Genomic DNA, 16,159 nt, shown 5'->3' with positions numbered 1-16,159 from the left:
ATTGACATAGTCGTTATCGACCGACGTGTATGATCCGTGGCCCCAAATCGTGAAGGGGGATGCGGTTTCAAAGGCAGAACGGCCGTCAACACCACTGGCACCGCCTTTATTGCCCTGATCTGTCGGGCCAAGGCCCAGCATGTGCATGCCTTCACCGGTCGAGCTATCAAAGCTTCCCATCATGGCGATGCGGCGCAGGGCGTTATCATCGTCGGTCAGGTTGGTGGCGCTGCGGTGGTAAGCCGGGTCATAGACAAGATTGGCATTTGTATCATTGTCATTACTGTTTCCGGCGCTACCGCTTCCGGTGCCAATCCCGCCGCCGGAGGTCGATCCGCCCGTTGCGGCGCCAGCCGGGGTGCCAACAGCGGAGAGCCGGGCACCAATATTCTGTGAGATCACGGTCGTCTGGGAACGTGACACAGATGATACGACGGTCGAAGATGTTGTGGACTGGCTTTTTTCGGATGATCCGGGAGTTGGGACTACCGCTTCGTCGCATGACAATACTATTCCAAGGGACGGAGGGTTGCCACCATTGACCACCACGCTCAGCCGGCCGCTGGTTGTGTCGCGTGGTATGGTAATTGTTTCGGTCACTGTACCGTTGGCAGCGACGGTGCCGCTTCGCGTGATCACCTGGTTACCGTTGGTGATGTCTGTATATGTAAAGACATAAGGTAAGCTGATAACATTGTTGTTGTTCAGTCTGACCTTTGCCGTTTCGTTTACCTCGAACACCGAGCTCAAACCGCTTACGCCGCTTGTGTTTCCGTCTAATGTCCAATTCGTACAGCCTGTACTTTTTGCAAACGCATCATCGGAAATAATTGATGCCGCGCCTATCAGTGCCATCCCCAGCACAACGGGTCTCTGTAGAAGAGATACTTTCGATCTGCCCATATATGTCCCCTTGGAACCGTCTTTCGTCTTTTACTGTTTTTTTGCTGGCTTTAGAAAACAGAGAATGGCCCGCATAGGTTGATTTATAAGTAGAAAATTCACTTGATTGCAAGATGTTAAGTACACGTTGCTAAAGCAGGCGTAAGGGATGTTTTGACCCATCAGTTGCCAGCGAGGTAATGGGCGGGCAATGTCGGGTTTGACCGCGTTGCCCGCCAGAGATCAGAAAGGCAATGACATGCTGATTTCGAGCCTGCTGGTGTCGGTATCATCATCTTCATTGGCAACCGACATCATGTGGCTGAGTGCAAGTTCGCTGGTAAGCGGACCGGTATCAAAGCCAAAACCGGTGCGGATGCGCTGATTGCCATATTCGTTGAGGTTGCTGGCAAAGAACGGTGTGACGATCCCAAGGGATCGGCCATCATCGCCCATCAGGTCAAAGCCATAGGTGATTGTGCCGCCGATGGTGTATTCGGTGTAATCCGCACGCCCGGCAAGATAGTTGCCTTCAAGGGCGGCATTCAATCCCGTGAGGCTGTCAGACATTCGAACCCCGCCGCCGATATTGAACGCGGTTTTGTCATTGTTGATTTCATCGGTGAAATCATGGATCAGGCCGGTTTCAAGGAAGGGCGAGATGGTCAGGCTTTGGGTCGGGGTGAAGTCATAGGCGGCCTCGATCGCCGGTCTGATCTGCCGGGTGTTGGATCGGGTGGTGGCATTGGTTGTGCCGTCGCTTTCACGATAGGCATCAACCGTCTTGCGCGCAGCGATAAAGGCCAGCGACGGGGTGAGCGATACCGGCAGGGTATCAATCGGGCGGGCCCGATAAGAGGTGGTCAGGGCGGCATACCATATGTCAGATTCCGTATTGCCCGATACCGCACCATTATCGCGGGTGACGTCAATATCGCCCATGCCATATCCGGCTTCGCCCGATATGGTCAGGTTTTCCATCGGCCGGTAAATGACATAGGGCGATGCGACCCAGCCGGTTTCCTGATAGCTGCCATTGTTAAAGGCGGTGGTCAGGTCGGTGTCATTATAGCCAAGTGACAGGCCGGCAATCAGGGCATCGGCAAAGCGGTAATCCAGACCGACATTATAGCCCCAGACATCACCGTCATAGCGGCTGTCGGTGGTGCCATTGACATGGTCGTTATCGACCGCAGTAAAGGAACCATGCCCCCAGACGGTAAAGGGCGTGGTGGTGGCAAAGGCCGCACGGCCATCAATGCCGCTGGCACCACCCACATCGCCCTGATCTGTCGGGCCAAGGCCAAGCATCTGCATGCCCTGGCCGGTGGAGCTATCGAAGCTGCCCATCATTGCCATGCGACGCAGCGCATCATCGTGGTCGGTGATGCTGGTGCGATCATCATCGGGCGTTGTGTCGGTCGGGCTGGTGCGATGGGTGCCGGTTTCGACCATTGAGGCGGTTCGGGCGGGTACGCTATCGGTATTGATATTGTTGGCAGTACTGATCACGGATGAGACCCGCGCGCCGATATTCTGTTGAATGACCGTGGTTTGGGAGCGCGAGACGGCATTGACAACGGCGGAGGTGGTGCTGGCGGAGGATTTTAACTCTTCTGCTTCCGCGACCGGTTCTGTTCCGGCAACGCAGGTTGCGGTCATGTTGTACGTCGCGCCAATGGCCTTTATGGAAAGCTTGCCGTCTGTCGTATCGGCCGGGATTTGCAGGGTGAGGGTGACGGTGTCGCCAATGATGGTGCTGCCGGGCGTGACAGACCGCGAATTGGCGGCGTTATCGTTGTCGGTATAGGTGAAGGTGTAGTTGTTTGGCGAATTGCCGCTTTGATGTGTGAAGGTGACCTTGGCGACCTCCCACGCGCTAAAAACTTCGTTGGAAGTCACTATGGCGCTGGTGCTAATTGTAAGGTTCCAAAAACCGCAACCGACGCTAATGGCGAAGGCGCTGTTGGCAAAGGGCAGCGACAAGCCTGTCAGGGCCAGCGCACAAAGCCCTTTTTTCACAACAGATTTGCACCCGGCGAGGAGCGAACGATCAGATCGTTCCTGTTTGAAGGTGCTTCTGTTCTTATGCATTGTTCGCCATGCCCATACCCTTTTTGCCCGATGCCGATGGATCGGTCCGTTACAAGAGCTTTTAGGGGCGGCGCATTGTGGGGGCTATGCTTAAAGGGGGGATTGTGTCGTTTCTTGACACTAAGTGGATAGGTTTTGCGCAAAGTGGATAGAAGGCCCGGTTTTCGGGCCGCACTGTCGTTATGCGGGCAGGGCGGCGATCACATCATCCGTCGTCGAAAGCGTGCAATATTCCGACCCCAGAACCGCGGCAAACAGGTCAAACACGGTTTTCGCATCGTGACGGATACCCTTGGCGTCGGTGACATCAATCGCGGTGGTGGCATCAAGCGGCAGGATGACATCAAAGCCCAGACAATGGGCGACGCGGATCGAGGCATCCATCGAATTGTGGATGACGACGCCGGTAAAAATCAGGCGGGTAATGCCATGATCGTGCAGGTATTTTTCAAGATCGGTGGCGATGAAGGCGCAATTGACGTTTTTGGCAATCACCGGCTCGCCGGGCAGCGGGGCGACTTCGGGTTTGATCGCGTTGCCGGGACCATCTGTGTGATAGGTCGAGGCGGGATTGGGTTCGTCATGGCGGATATGGATCACCGGAAGGCTGGCTGCGCGAAAGGCGGCCAGCAGATCGACGATTTTATCGACATAGCCGGGATTGTTCTTTGACGCCCATTTCGGATCGTCGATGGCCTTTTGCACATCCAGGACTATAAGGGCGATATTGGCAGTGATCGGTGGCGTGATGGCGGCGGACACGGGATACTCCGTTAATCGGGGCGATGACTGATTTATCGGCACAGATTAGGGGGAAGCCCAAGGAACTCAAAGATTGGATTGTGTTCGTGCGAGTATTTCCCGGCGCAGCAGGCGGGCGGCGGGGCCCATTGCCTGATCGGTGCGATGGAGGAGATAGCAGTGCAGAAGCGTTTCGCCGTCCTTTCCGAAGGAGACGGCGGGCACGCGGATTAGGCGGCCGTCTTCGAGGTCCTGCGATATGCGCCAGAACGGCATGCGGCCCCAGCCAAGCCCGGACAGAATAAGGTTGTGTTTGACATCCAGACTGCCGACACGCCAGGTGCCGGGCGATAAAACGCCGATATCGGTTCCGTCTGAAAGCGGGGTCGGGTCTTCGATGACGATTTGCAGATGTTCGGCCAGGGCGGTTTTGGGCAGAAGGGTGTCGCCCCGGATGGCCTGCGCCAGGGGATGTGTTGCGGCAACCACGGCAATCATCGCGGTTGTGCCGACGGCCTCTGCCTCGATATGCGGGTTGCGGAATTCCTCGCCGACGGTAATGGCGAGATCGCATTTCTTCTGATCAAGGGCAGAAACCGGACCGCCAAGCGGCAGGACCGAGAGATTGACCGAAACGGTGGGAAAGGCGTTTCGCATCGCCAGAAGGGCTGCACCGATTTCGGGCAGGGGAAACAGCGTATCGACCACGATGCGCAGCTCGAGTTCCACGCCCTGTTCCATGCCGCGCGCGCGGGCGCGCAGCGCATCTGTTTTCAGAAGAACCGCACGGGCATCGGCAAGCAGGGTCTGGCCTTCGACGGTCAGGGTGGGGCGGTGCCCGGACCGGTCAAAAAGACAGATCCCCAGTTCGGTTTCAAGATTGCCGATGGCGTGGCTGATTGCTGATTGCACGCGGCCAAGCCGCTTTGCCGCGGCCCGGAAGCTTCCGGTTTCGGCAACAGCGATCAAAACGCGCATCTGATCAAGGGTCAATCCATCCAGCATGATCGATATTTTAGAACATTTTGATCGTTCTTTTGCCACTTATTTCGAACGGATGGCTGTGCGATGCAAGGAACCCTGTCGCAACAATTTGAAAGAGACCGATCATGACAAGGGTTCTGGTGCTTTATTATTCGTCCTATGGCCATATGGAAATCATGGCCAATGCGGTTGCCGAGGGCGCACGCAAAACCGGGGCGATTGTGGATATCAAACGCGTGCCCGAAATCGTGCCGGATGCCGTGGCAGAGAGTGCCGGATACAAACTGGATCAGGCAGCGCCGGTCGCGACGGTTTCCGATCTGGCCGATTATGACGCGATCATTTTTGGCACGCCGACCCGGTTTGGCAATATGGCAAGCCAGATGAAAAACTTCCTTGATCAGGCGGGCGGTATTTGGGCGCAGGACAGGCTTGTCGGCAAGGTTGGCAGTGTCTTTACATCGACCGGCAGCCAGCATGGCGGGCAGGAAACAACGATTTTATCGACCCATATCCCGTTATTGCATTTCGGCATGGTGATTGTCGGACTGCCTTATACCTTCAAGGGACAGGGGCGGATGGACGAAGTTACCGGCTGCTCGCCATACGGGGCATCGACCATTGCCGATGACGGACAGGGCGGGGATCGCAGCCCGTCGGAAAACGAGCTGGACGGTGCCCGGTTCCAGGGGGAGCATGTGGCCCGGACCGCAATTGCGCTGTCCGAAGGGCGGCATCTGCTTAAAGCCCGAAGTGCATGATGAACATGATCGGTGACCGGCAGCGAACGGTGGCAATTGGCCGTTTCGTTGTGCCGGTGATTGTCGGTGCGGGCATCGTATCGGCATTCCAGGTCGGCAAGGCACCGGTCGTAATGACGGCCTTGCAAGATGACCTTGGCGTCGGGCTGGCAAGTGCGTCCTGGCTGTTATCGGCCTTTGCGCTTGTCGGCGCACTGGCGGCGGCACCGCTTGGCCTGCTGGTCGGGCGGTTTGGCGCAAAGGGCATGGCGTTGTCGGGGCTTCTGATGCAGGCGGTTGGATCGGCGATTGGCGGGGTGAGCCCTGTTTTCGATATCATCCTTGCATCAAGGGTTCTTGAGGGTATTGGTTTTCTGTTGCTGATTGTTGCCGCCCCGACATTGATTGCGGCGGCGACGCGCGATGGCGGGCGCGAAAAGGCCATGGCGCTTTGGGCGACTTTCATGCCGGTTGGCATCTGTCTTGTCATGCTGGCGGCCCCGGTGCTGGGGCTGATCGGGTGGCGCGGATTGTGGCTTGGCAACGCGGTGCTTCTGGGCGGCTATGCCGTTTTATTGCGCGGATATATGCGCGCCATTCCCGATGCTGATTTGAGGGATGATTTTGATCGTCGTGCGATTGGCGATGACCTTGGTTGGGCGCTGCGGTCCGGCGCGCCGTGGATATTGGGGGGCATATTTGCCGCCTATACGGCGTGCTATTTTGCCGTGTTCGGATTTTTGCCGATGCTTTTGTCCAAAGGCATGCAAATCGGGCCGGAACTTTCGGGTGTTCTGGGCGCGGTGATTGTGTTGGCCGGGGCGGCGGGGAACATTGTTTGCGGTGTGATGCTGGCGAGGGGATATCGGGCGCAGCGTATCCTGATGACCGCGTTTGCGGTTATGACGGTTTGCAGTGCCGGTATTCTGATCGACGGGATTTCGGTTCTGGTGCCGTTTCCTGCGGCATTGATCTTTTCATTCGCTGGCGGGTTCATCCCGGTTGTGGTTTTTGATGCCGCCGGGCGATCCGCACCGCGAAGCGCGCTTGTCGCGGTGATCATCGGTTTTGCCATGCAGGGCAATAATATCGGGCTGATGGTTGGTCCGGCGATTGCGGGATCAATGGCCGAGCAGTTTGGCTGGGGCAGTGTCGGCTTTTTGATTGCCGGGATTGCCTGTGTCGCGGTTTTGCTTGGGCGCAGCCTTTGGGGGCGAATGCGTTAGGTTTACAAGTAAACCGGAAAAACAAAACCGGCCGGGAAATTATCCCGGCCGGTTTTTATTAAATCCGTTTTGCGGTGGTGCGGGGGCTCTTACGAGCAGCCCGTGGTGCTTCCGCAAGAGTCACATTTCAGGCAGGTGCCGTTGCGTACAAGGGTGAAGTTGCCGCATTCAGGGCAACCGTCACCCTCGTAGCCCTTCATGCGGGCTTCGCGGATGCGGTCCAGTTTAGCATCCGTGGCCGACATGACTTCTTCGCTGGCGTTCAGGATCGCGGTTTCGCTGCTGGTCGGGGCAGCGGTGGTTGCGATGCTGGCGGTTTCGGCCTGATGGCTGTGGCCATGCGAGTGGGCATGATCGGTACCGGTTGCCTTCATGATCACGCGTTCTTCGACCGGTGCACCGCCATCGACAACGTAAAGGTTGCGACGCACGAAGCCGCTGGATGCGACCTTGCGGATGGTTTCGATTGCGCGGTCTTCGGCCTTGGCTTCCTCGCCAAGGTCGCCCTCAGCCACGCCCTTGCCAACGGCGTCCGGCAGAACGTCGGACGGCTGGACATGGGCGAGGTCGTTACGACCCAGATAGGAAATGGCGAGTTCGCGGAACATGTAATCAAGGATCGAGGTTGCCATTTTGATGGCGTCGTTCCCGGAAACCATGCCCGACGGCTCGAAGCGGGTGAAGGTGAAGGCTTCGACATATTCCTCCAGCGGCACGCCATACTGAAGGCCGATGGAAACCGCGATGGCGAAGTTGTTCATAAGCGAGCGGAAAGCAGCGCCTTCCTTGTGCATGTCGATGAAGATTTCGCCAAGTTTGCCGTCTTCATATTCACCGGTCCGCAGATAGACCTTGTGTCCGCCGACGGTGGCCTTCTGGGTATACCCCTTGCGACGCGACGGCAGGGAACGACGGTCGCCACGGATGACGCGTTCGATGATTTTTTCGACGATCTGTTCGGAAACAGCGGCGGCCTTGGCGGCCGTCGGCTGGTCGGCGTAATCGTCTTCTTCGACCAGCGCCGAGTTCAGCGGCTGGCTGAGTTTCGAGCCATCACGATAGAGCGCATTTGCCTTGAGGCAGAGACGCCAGGACAGCATATAGGCGTCCTTGCAATCCTGGATCGAGGCATTGTTCGGCATGTTGATGGTTTTCGAAATCGCACCCGAGATGAACGGCTGTGCTGCGGCCATCATGCGGATGTGGCTTTCAGCCGACAGGTAACGTTTGCCGATACGGCCACACGGGTTGGCGCAATCGAAAACGGGCAGGTCTTCGTCCCGCAGATGCGGGGCCTGTTCGAGCGTCATCGCGCCGCAAACATAGGTGTTTGCCAGTTCGATCTGCTTTTTGTCGAAGCCAAGGGCGGCCAGCATGTCAAAGTCCATGCTGTTGAGTGCCTTGGCATCAAGGCCGAGCTGCTTGACGCAGTATTCTTCGCCAAAGGTGTATTTGTTAAACACGAATTTGATGTCGAATGCGTTGGCAAGTGCGCCTTCGATTTTCGAAATCGCATCATCGTCAAAGCCTTTGGCCTTGAGATCGTCATGGGTGATGGAGGGCGAACCCACCAGGGTGCCATGACCGACCGCGTATTTTTCAATGTCGCGGATCTGGCGTTCGGTATATCCGAGCGTGGCCAGTGCCACCGGAACGGTGCGGTTGATGATTTTGAAGTAACCGCCACCGGCAAGCTTTTTGAACTTCACAAGCGCGAAGTCCGGCTCGATCCCCGTCGTGTCGCAATCCATGACCAGACCGATGGTGCCGGTCGGCGCGATAACGGTGGTCTGTGCGTTGCGGTAACCGTGCTTTTCGCCCAGTTCCAGTGCCTTGTCCCATGCGGCACGTGCGGCAATCGGGAGTTCGGCATAAGGAGAATCAGCAGCAACCAGCGGAACCGGATTGATCGAAAGACCTTCGTAGCCTTCCTGTTCGCCGTGCGCGGCACGACGGTGGTTGCGCATGACACGCAGCATTTCCTTGGCGTTATCGGCATAGCCCGGGAAGGCACCGAGTTCGGACGCCATTTCGGCCGAGGTCGCATAGGAAACGCCACACATGATCGCGGTAAGCGATGCGCCAATCGCGCGGCCCTCGTCGCTGTCGTACGGGATGCCCATGCTCATGAGCAGGCCACCAATATTGGCATAGCCAAGGCCAAGCGTGCGGTAACGATAGGACAGTTCGGCAATACGATCCGACGGGAATTGTGCCATCAGAACCGAGATTTCCAGAACAACAGTCCAGAGACGCACGGCATGTTCATATGCCGCGACATCAACGCCACCATCATCCGAACGGAAATTCATCAGGTTCAGCGACGCCAGGTTACAGGCCGTATCGTCAAGGAACATATATTCCGAGCACGGGTTGGACGCATTGATGCGACCCGAATTCGGGCAGGTGTGCCATTCGTTGATGGTGGTGTCGTACTGGATACCCGGATCGGCACAGGCCCATGCGGCTTCGCCGACCTTGTCCCACAATTCGCGGGCGGCAAGGGTTTTATGAACCTTGCCATCGGTACGGCGGATCAGTTCCCAGTCGCCATTATCAAGAACAGCCTGAAGGAAGTCGTTCGAGACGCGAACCGAGTTGTTCGAGTTCTGACCCGAAACGGTCAGGTATGCCTCGGAGTCCCAATCGGTGTCATAGGTCTTGAAGCTGATTTCGGTGAAGCCCTGACGGGCGAATTCGATGATCTTGTTGATATAGCTGTCCGGGATCATCACCGCACGGGCGGCCAGCACGGCTTCTTTAAGCTGCGGGTTGGCACGCGGCAGGAAGCGATCCTCGGAATCGGCGGCACCGTCCCAGTTGGTGCAGGCAGCGAGAACATCGGTCAGGTGCTTTTCGGCCAGTTTCGAACCAGCGACGAGGGCCGCGACCTTCTGTTCTTCGACGACTTTCCAGTCGATATAGTTTTCGATGTCCGGGTGGTTGATATCAACCACGACCATTTTGGCCGCACGGCGTGTGGTGCCGCCCGACTTGATCGCACCAGCAGCACGGTCCCCGATTTTAAGGAAGCTCATGAGGCCGGAAGAACGGCCGCCACCCGAAAGCGTTTCGCCTTCGCCGCGGACATTCGAGAAGTTCGAACCGGTGCCCGAACCGAATTTGAACAGGCGGGCTTCGCGGGTCCAGAGATCCATGATGCCGCCCTCGTTGACGAGGTCATCGGAAACCGACTGGATGAAGCAGGCATGGGGCTGCGGATGTTCGTACGCGCTGGCCGATTTGGTCAGTTCGCCGGTTTTGAAATCAACATAGGAGTGACCCTGCGCCGGGCCATCAATGCCGTAGGCCCAATGCAGGCCGGTATTGAACCATTGCGGCGAGTTCGGCGCGCCCATCTGGTGGGAGAGCTGATAACGCATTTCATCAAAGAAGGCCTGGGCATCGGATTCGGCATCGAAATAGCCGCCCTTCCAGCCCCAATAGGTCCAGGTGCCCGCAAGGCGGTCAAAGACCTGGGTGGCGCTGGTTTCGCTGGTGTAGCGGGACTCTGATGGCATTTTTTCGAGCTTGGCCTTGTCGGGCGCCTGACGCCAGAGCCAGGACGGAACGTCCTTTTCCTTGACCGGTTTCAGCGCGACCGGAACACCCGCCTTTCGGAAGTATTTCTGCGCCAGGACGTCACTTGCCACCTGCGACCAGGAGGACGGGACGTCGATATCTTTCATTTCAAAAACCACCGATCCATCGGGGTTTTTGATGACGCAGGATGACTTACGAAAATCGATGTCTGCGTAGGGGCTGACACCTTCCTGGGTGAACTTTCTGCTGATCCGCATGGTCTGCTCCGTTTTGGTCAGACTTGATGTCGTGCGCATAAGCACCAACACGGCCTGAACATTATATAGTTTGCTCAACGCTCATACGCTGCCCCCTGGCCCTTATAAACGGCCATGATTGGGCGAACGGAATTCGGTAATCTGTGGTGGTGGTTCCTTGGTTGTCCCCCCTTGGAACCGTCCTGTCCGTGGGCAGGACTATAAGGGGAAAATTTCGGGCTCGTCCACCAAACTTTGTGGTTGACAGCAATTTTTATCACTAGATGTAGTGTTTCAATTGATGTCGCGCATATCTGATGTTTGGAAAATCTCGTTAAGATTGTTTAAACGCGCGGCAAGCCCGCGGAATACTGCGCTTTTGCCGCGGCGGCGGCGAGGGCAAGCCCGTAAGACTCGGACTACATGTTGTGCCGGGACGAGAGAACCCCCACAAGGCAAAAACAAGCTAACGCCGTTTGGGTTTGAAATCCAGCATCAAGCACAAACAATCTTGTTCCTGTTGTTTTGTTAGCATGAAAAAGTTCGATAACATTTTGATATTTATGTGAAAATCGTTGTTTCCGTCCGGCGCGAATTTTCAAGCCGGGCAGGGTATGTTTCAAAACGCTCGCGTTGAAATGCTGTGGATAAACAGGTGGACAAGGCGGCGTGATGATTGTGTTGCAATGAGTCGGGCATACACAAGTGGTTGTGGGTTGTTTTGATGGTGTTTTCGCGGAGTCATACCCCATATTGTGTGTATATTGTGTGTCTGTGGCGGTTTCGGGCGGCCGTGTGCGGGAAATGCGATGTGATGGCCTGTCTGAAACATTGACTTTGCGCTAACATCACGACATATAAGGTCCTTATTGACCGCCGGACACAGGCCGCAAAATCAGACCCGCCAGCAAACACTGGTTTGCATATATGGGCCTTTTGTCTGCGCGCCGCCAAAGGCGGAAGAACCAGATCTGGAGAGAGACCACACATGGCCACCGTCGGGACCCGCATTTTTACCGCGCTGTATGGCAAACGCGTCGGCGAAGACCGTTTTGGAAATATCTATTACACCGAAAAGAAAGCCGCCAATGGTCGCCGTGCGAAACGTTGGGTGATCTATAAGGGTATTACCGAGGGTTCCAAGGTTCCGGCTGAATGGCATGCATGGCTGCATTACACCGTTGATGCGCCGCTGTCGGAAAAGGCCGAAGACCGTTACGAGTGGCAGAAAGAACATCTGCCGAACCTGACGGGTACCAAGCATGCCTATCGCCCGAAAGGCCATGAATATAGTGGTGGCAAGCGTGCGAAAGCGACCGGTGACTATCAGGCATGGTCGCCGGAAGGCTGATCAAAGATCGGTATATTCTGCATCCGGGCGCGACAATATGTTGGCGCCCGGTTGTGTTTTTACTGTGTTTTGCCTGATGGTAATTGACCCGGTTGTTTTTTCGGGTCGCACAAGACAATATGCAGATCAACAAGATACCACAGACGGATCGTATCCATGAGCAACAGACTGATCGAGAGCCTTGCCGGGGCAGCCGTAATCGCAGTGGCGGTCGGCTTTGCGGCCTATTCCTATTCCCGGGCGGGCATCGAGTCTGTTGACGGATACGAACTTTCGGCAAACTTCAACAGGGTTGATGGTTTGGTGGTTGGCAACGATGTGCGGATTTCGGGCGTCAAGGTTGGCTCGGTCACGGCACAGGACCTGAACCCGCAGACCTATATGGCCGTCGTCAGGATGACGGTGCGTTCGGATATCGAATTGCCGACCGACAGTTCGGCCAAGATTGCATCGGACGGTTTGCTCGGGGGCAAGTTTGTATCGCTGGAGCCGGGCGGGGATATCGATATGCTGGCCCCGGGCGGCGAGATTGAATACACGCAAGGATCGGTCAATCTGGAAGAACTGATCGGGCAGGTGATTTATTCGTCCGGTGGGGGTGCTGGTGGTGGCTCCGGTGGGGGTGCCAATAATGAGGCGGGCAGCACTTCATCGGAAGAAAGCCCGCAATAGGCAGACAGGGCAGACCGGTAAAGGCGGCCATGATTTTGCCGGTTTTGCAGGTCAGTTTCCCCGGAATATCCTTTGGGCAGCTTGCGTGAAGCGATGTCGACACCGATATTCTCGGCAGATATCCAGAGCAGATCGAAAGGCAGCGGAGCCAATTGATGAGCAAGTCTGAGAGCATGAACAAGAATTTCCCCACATGGCAGGACCCGAAAGGGGCGCCGCTTTCGTGTGTGGAGAAAATCAAGGTTCTGAACGAGAATTTCGGCGAACTGCGCGACATGATGCAGGACGCCATGGAAGACGCGTTGCTGATGGGCTGCGACGAGGAACAGTTCCGCCAGGTGATGCGCAGTGTCGTTGAAGAGCTGCACAATCCCTATGGCAAGCCAGACGATCAGGACTGATTATTGATGAAAACCAAGATAGTGTTTGGTGCTGCTGTTGGCGCGGTTGTTTCGGTGGCGGCAATGTCGTCTGCCTTTGCGCTGGATTACCGCCCGGCCGAGATCGCCCAGCTTCAGGGGCTTGATAAAATCACCGCGCGTATTTCGACATTCGAGGTACCGGTCGGGCAGATGGCGAAATTCGGCACGCTTTCGATCCGGGTGGATGCCTGTTATCGCACGCCGCCGGAAGAGCGCCCGGAAAGTGCCAGTTTCCTTGAAATTTCGGACCAGCGCGAAGATGCCAGTGGCACGGTTGATCAACTGTTTTCCGGCTGGATGTTTGCATCTACCCCCGGTCTGTCAGCCCTTGAACACCCGGTTTATGACGTTTGGGTCAAGGAATGCATTGATGCAGGTGATCAGGGAACCGGGGCCAGCGAACAGGGGCAACCGGCACCGGCCCAATAATCTTGCCGCCGGGAATGCGTGATGCGCCATGTGTTCCCAAAACCTTCGGAGCATCAATTGTTTCCCATTGCTGGCCGATGCACAGTGTGTCGGCCACAATTGTTTGGACGGGATGATTTGTGACGGCGTGATTTCAAGCGGTTTGACGTTACGTCATGCGGGGGATTCGCGGTTTGGGTGATGCGCCGTTTGCCTGTTGTTGCGCGAAATTGCGGGCAAAGTGCAGTGATTTTAGTTTCAATATAAGACCGTTCTCATTCTGGATAAAATAAGGCGGAAACGCCGATGATTGTTTCCATATGAGAAAATGAGTGTTGAGGACTGCCCGACTTGAGGCGGCGGAGGTCAAGTGTCATTCTCTGTTCAGTTTGTTGCGATGCGGTATTGTGTGTCGGACGATTTTGAAACAAGGGATGTGCATATGTTTACTTCGATCAAAAAGGCCGGTTTTGTTCTGGCGATTGCGGCGGGTCTTTCGGGTGCGGCTTTTTCGGTGCAGGCAGCCGAGAATTACAAACTTGATCCGACGCATACCAGCGTGATTTTCATCGTTAACCATCTTGGTTTTTCCAACTTCCAGGGCCGTTTTGGCGGCACGAGCGGCGAACTTACCCTGGACCGTGAAAACCCGGCAGCATCGTCGGCCACCATTTCGATTGACCTGACACAGGTCGATAGCGGTGTCGAAGGTCTCGACAATCATATGAAAACCGCTGATTTCCTGAATGTTGAACAGAGCCCGACCGCGACGTTCAAAAGCACTTCGGTTGAGATGACTGGCGACAAAACCGCCACAATCACCGGCGATCTGACCCTTCTGGGCCAGACCAAGCCGCTGGTTCTGGACGTGACGCTGACCGGTGAAGGCGATCACCCGATGACCGGTGATCATGTTCTTGGCTTTGGCGCGACCGGCACGGTGACCCGTTCGGAATATGGCATGAACTATCTGGTTCCGGCTGTCAGCGACGAAGTCGAACTTCAGATTTCGGCCGAGTTCCTGAAACAGAAATAATGATACTGACACACCGGCGGCGGCAGATGATGGCCCCGCCGGTGTGTCTGTTTTTGATCAGAAAGGATCACATATGGCGCTTCGCAGTACGCAAACGGGCTTTGGTCCGGTGACCAAGGGGTTTCACTGGCTGATTGCGATCCTGTTTGTCACCATGTTTGCGATTGGCTGGTATATGGATCTTCTGCCGCTGGGACTGGAAAAGCTGGCATGGATTTCACGCCATAAATCGATTGGTGTGACCATCCTTTTGCTGGTGGTTTTACGCATCATCTGGCGTCTGACCGAACAGACACCGGAAGGGCTGGGCGAAAAGGCATGGGAACGACAGGCCGCGAAGCTTGCGCATTTCGCGCTTTATGCCGTGATGCTGGCCATGCCGCTTAGCGGGTGGTTGATGTCGTCAGCGGCGAATTTTTCGGTCAGTGTGTTTGGCCTGTTCACGCTTCCTGATCTGGTCGGGCCGGACAAGGCGCTTTATGAACAGCTGCGTTTCACCCACTGGATACTGTCGTGGGTGATTGTCGGCCTTGTCGGGCTGCATGTGGCGGCGGCTTTCAAACATCATTTTATCAATCGCGATGCGACGCTCCGCCGGATGCTTCCGGGGACGGGGAAAGGGAATTGATCATGACGTCTTTGTTTAAAAATATTCTGCGGGCTTCGGTGATTGTTCCGGCGATTGCCGTTTGGGTACCGGCCTTTGCCGCCGATACATGGCAGGTCAAAGCCGATGACAGCGATATTAAATTTTCAGGCACCCAGCTTGGTGCGGATTTCGAAGGCGCGTTCGATAAATTTACCGCCGAGATCGTATTTTCGCCGGATGATCTTGCCGGATCAAAGGTTAGCGTTCTGATCGATATCGCGTCGGTTGATACCGAAAATGCCGATCGCGACAGCCAGATCATTTCCGCAGACTGGTTTGATGTCGCCCAGTGGCCGACCGCCAGGTTTGAAACCAGGTCGTTCCGGGAAATCGGCCCGGGGCAGTATGAGGCGGTCGCCGATCTGACGATCCGGGACGTGACCAAGGAAGTCGTGTTGCCATTCAATCTTGAGATCGAAGGCAACGAAGCCGATGCGGAAGGGACGCTTGTGATCAAGCGTACCGATTTCGGCGTCGGGCAGGGACAGTGGAGCGACACCAGCCAGGTTGGTGATGAGGTCACCATTCGTATTGATATCGACGCGACCCGGTAATCCGGATCGCCGTCTGGTTCTGATCCATGCAAAACAGCCGCCCGGATTACAGGCGGCTGTTTTTATTTGGATCGCAGAGCTGGCTGAAATCAGGCCGAGGCGCTGCGACGCAATTCGGCAAGGAAGCTTTCGACGGCTTCGTCGAGGGACACGGCTTCGGTGACCAGCTTTTCGGCGGTCTGGGCAAGCTGGGTCGTACCCGAAGATACCTTGCCCGCATTGTCATTGACGGTTTCAATGCGTTCGGACACTTCGCGGGTGCCGTTGGCGGCTTCTTCGACGTTGCGCGCGATTTCGCCGATGGCGGCATGCTGTTCTTCGACCGCGGCCGCAATCGCGGTGGAGCTATCGGCGACCTTGGCAATGGTTTCGGAAATGCGGCGGATGGCGTCAACTGCCTCGCCGGTTTCGTTCTGGACCGAGGTGATCTGCTGGTTGATTTCCTCGGTCGCCTTGGCGGTCTGGTTGGCAAGGTTTTTGACCTCGCTTGCGACAACCGCAAAGCCCTTGCCCGCGTCGCCTGCGCGGGCGGCTTCGATGGTGGCGTTCAGGGCCAGAAGGTTGGTCTGTTCGGCAATGTCACCGATCAGTTTGGCGACATCGCCGATTTTCTGGGCGGCG

At 56.3% G+C, this 16,159-nt stretch carries 15 protein-coding genes; 9 read left to right on the top strand and 6 right to left on the bottom strand.

Translation table 11 applies throughout. The features are described 5' to 3' along the window. The 4 genes from SMB34_RS16435 to SMB34_RS16420 form a co-directional block, all read right to left on the bottom strand. The coding region (locus SMB34_RS16435; RefSeq protein WP_205618061.1) for a hypothetical protein at nucleotides 1–750 on the bottom strand (750 nt) is incomplete at its 3' end. Between the two features lie 375 nt (nucleotides 751–1,125). Next, nucleotides 1,126–2,784 (bottom strand): autotransporter outer membrane beta-barrel domain-containing protein, encoded by a 1,659-nt coding sequence (locus SMB34_RS16430; RefSeq protein WP_167332777.1) that lies wholly within the window; start codon nucleotides 2,782–2,784, stop codon nucleotides 1,126–1,128. 372 nt (nucleotides 2,785–3,156) lie between these two features. Then, complete coding sequence (locus tag SMB34_RS16425) at nucleotides 3,157–3,738, bottom strand: isochorismatase family protein (RefSeq protein ID WP_240478854.1); 582 nt, start codon at nucleotides 3,736–3,738, stop codon at nucleotides 3,157–3,159. Between the two features lie 66 nt (nucleotides 3,739–3,804). Further along, nucleotides 3,805–4,722 (bottom strand): LysR family transcriptional regulator, encoded by a 918-nt coding sequence (locus SMB34_RS16420; protein ID WP_037991689.1) that lies wholly within the window; start codon nucleotides 4,720–4,722, stop codon nucleotides 3,805–3,807. 104 nt (nucleotides 4,723–4,826) lie between these two features. Between SMB34_RS16420 and wrbA the strand changes: the two genes are divergently transcribed. Then, a complete protein-coding gene (gene wrbA / locus SMB34_RS16415) occupies nucleotides 4,827–5,462 on the top strand; it encodes an NAD(P)H:quinone oxidoreductase (protein ID WP_037991688.1) in 636 nt (211 codons plus the stop codon). Next, entirely contained in the window at nucleotides 5,459–6,667 is a 1,209-nt protein-coding gene (locus SMB34_RS16410) for an MFS transporter (RefSeq protein WP_156962693.1), read from the top strand. The genes wrbA and SMB34_RS16410 overlap by 4 nt, the downstream gene beginning before the upstream one ends. Before the next feature lie 89 nt (nucleotides 6,668–6,756). Here SMB34_RS16410 and SMB34_RS16405 read toward each other — a convergent pair whose 3' ends face one another. Next, nucleotides 6,757–10,467: a vitamin B12-dependent ribonucleotide reductase gene (locus SMB34_RS16405; RefSeq protein ID WP_037991694.1), complete on the bottom strand. Its 3,711-nt coding sequence runs from the start codon at nucleotides 10,465–10,467 to the stop codon at nucleotides 6,757–6,759. A 967-nt stretch (nucleotides 10,468–11,434) separates the two neighbouring features. Between SMB34_RS16405 and SMB34_RS16400 the strand changes: the two genes are divergently transcribed. From SMB34_RS16400 to SMB34_RS16370, 7 genes are all read left to right on the top strand, one after another. Beyond that, nucleotides 11,435–11,797: an NADH:ubiquinone oxidoreductase subunit NDUFA12 gene (locus tag SMB34_RS16400; protein ID WP_007091965.1), complete on the top strand. Its 363-nt coding sequence runs from the start codon at nucleotides 11,435–11,437 to the stop codon at nucleotides 11,795–11,797. A gap of 156 nt (nucleotides 11,798–11,953) precedes the next feature. Continuing rightward, nucleotides 11,954–12,469, top strand: a complete 516-nt coding sequence (gene mlaD, locus SMB34_RS16395; protein ID WP_037991687.1) for an outer membrane lipid asymmetry maintenance protein MlaD — start codon at nucleotides 11,954–11,956, stop codon at nucleotides 12,467–12,469. Between the two features lie 155 nt (nucleotides 12,470–12,624). Then, the gene (locus SMB34_RS16390) at nucleotides 12,625–12,870 is read left to right on the top strand and encodes a hypothetical protein (RefSeq protein ID WP_007091962.1); all 246 of its coding nucleotides are present in this window, start codon (nucleotides 12,625–12,627) and stop codon (nucleotides 12,868–12,870) included. Nucleotides 12,871–12,876: 6 nt separating this feature from the next. Continuing rightward, complete coding sequence (locus SMB34_RS16385; protein WP_037991685.1) at nucleotides 12,877–13,320, top strand: DUF2155 domain-containing protein; 444 nt, start codon at nucleotides 12,877–12,879, stop codon at nucleotides 13,318–13,320. Nucleotides 13,321–13,741: 421 nt separating this feature from the next. Then, a complete protein-coding gene (locus SMB34_RS16380; RefSeq protein WP_037991693.1) occupies nucleotides 13,742–14,335 on the top strand; it encodes a YceI family protein in 594 nt (197 codons plus the stop codon). Nucleotides 14,336–14,408: 73 nt separating this feature from the next. Further along, a complete protein-coding gene (locus tag SMB34_RS16375) occupies nucleotides 14,409–14,963 on the top strand; it encodes a cytochrome b (protein ID WP_037991684.1) in 555 nt (184 codons plus the stop codon). 2 nt (nucleotides 14,964–14,965) lie between these two features. Then, nucleotides 14,966–15,538, top strand: coding sequence for a YceI family protein (locus tag SMB34_RS16370; protein WP_051682349.1), 573 nt, complete (start codon nucleotides 14,966–14,968; stop codon nucleotides 15,536–15,538). A gap of 89 nt (nucleotides 15,539–15,627) precedes the next feature. On the opposite strand, the gene SMB34_RS16365 is transcribed toward SMB34_RS16370, so the two are convergent. After that, on the bottom strand, nucleotides 15,628–16,159 hold a 532-nt coding region (locus tag SMB34_RS16365), incomplete at its 5' end, for a methyl-accepting chemotaxis protein (protein WP_037991683.1).

Origin of the sequence: Thalassospira permensis NBRC 106175 (assembly GCF_000714555.1) — a bacterium.
Lineage (GTDB): Bacteria > Pseudomonadota > Alphaproteobacteria > Rhodospirillales > Thalassospiraceae > Thalassospira > Thalassospira xiamenensis.
Note: the sequence above shows the minus strand (reverse complement) of the source record. Positions and strands in the feature narration are given on the sequence as shown.

Coding starts and splice junctions, on each gene's coding strand:
- wrbA (WP_037991688.1), top strand. CDS start 4,827: ATGACAAGGGTTCTGGTGCTTTATTATTCGTCCTATGGCCATATGGAA.
- SMB34_RS16400 (WP_007091965.1), top strand. CDS start 11,435: ATGGCCACCGTCGGGACCCGCATTTTTACCGCGCTGTATGGCAAACGC.
- SMB34_RS16380 (WP_037991693.1), top strand. CDS start 13,742: ATGTTTACTTCGATCAAAAAGGCCGGTTTTGTTCTGGCGATTGCGGCG.
- SMB34_RS16405 (WP_037991694.1), bottom strand. CDS start 10,467: ATGCGGATCAGCAGAAAGTTCACCCAGGAAGGTGTCAGCCCCTACGCA.
- SMB34_RS16420 (WP_037991689.1), bottom strand. CDS start 4,722: ATGCTGGATGGATTGACCCTTGATCAGATGCGCGTTTTGATCGCTGTT.
- SMB34_RS16370 (WP_051682349.1), top strand. CDS start 14,966: ATGACGTCTTTGTTTAAAAATATTCTGCGGGCTTCGGTGATTGTTCCG.
- SMB34_RS16390 (WP_007091962.1), top strand. CDS start 12,625: ATGAGCAAGTCTGAGAGCATGAACAAGAATTTCCCCACATGGCAGGAC.
- SMB34_RS16385 (WP_037991685.1), top strand. CDS start 12,877: ATGAAAACCAAGATAGTGTTTGGTGCTGCTGTTGGCGCGGTTGTTTCG.
- mlaD (WP_037991687.1), top strand. CDS start 11,954: ATGAGCAACAGACTGATCGAGAGCCTTGCCGGGGCAGCCGTAATCGCA.
- SMB34_RS16375 (WP_037991684.1), top strand. CDS start 14,409: ATGGCGCTTCGCAGTACGCAAACGGGCTTTGGTCCGGTGACCAAGGGG.
- SMB34_RS16410 (WP_156962693.1), top strand. CDS start 5,459: ATGATGAACATGATCGGTGACCGGCAGCGAACGGTGGCAATTGGCCGT.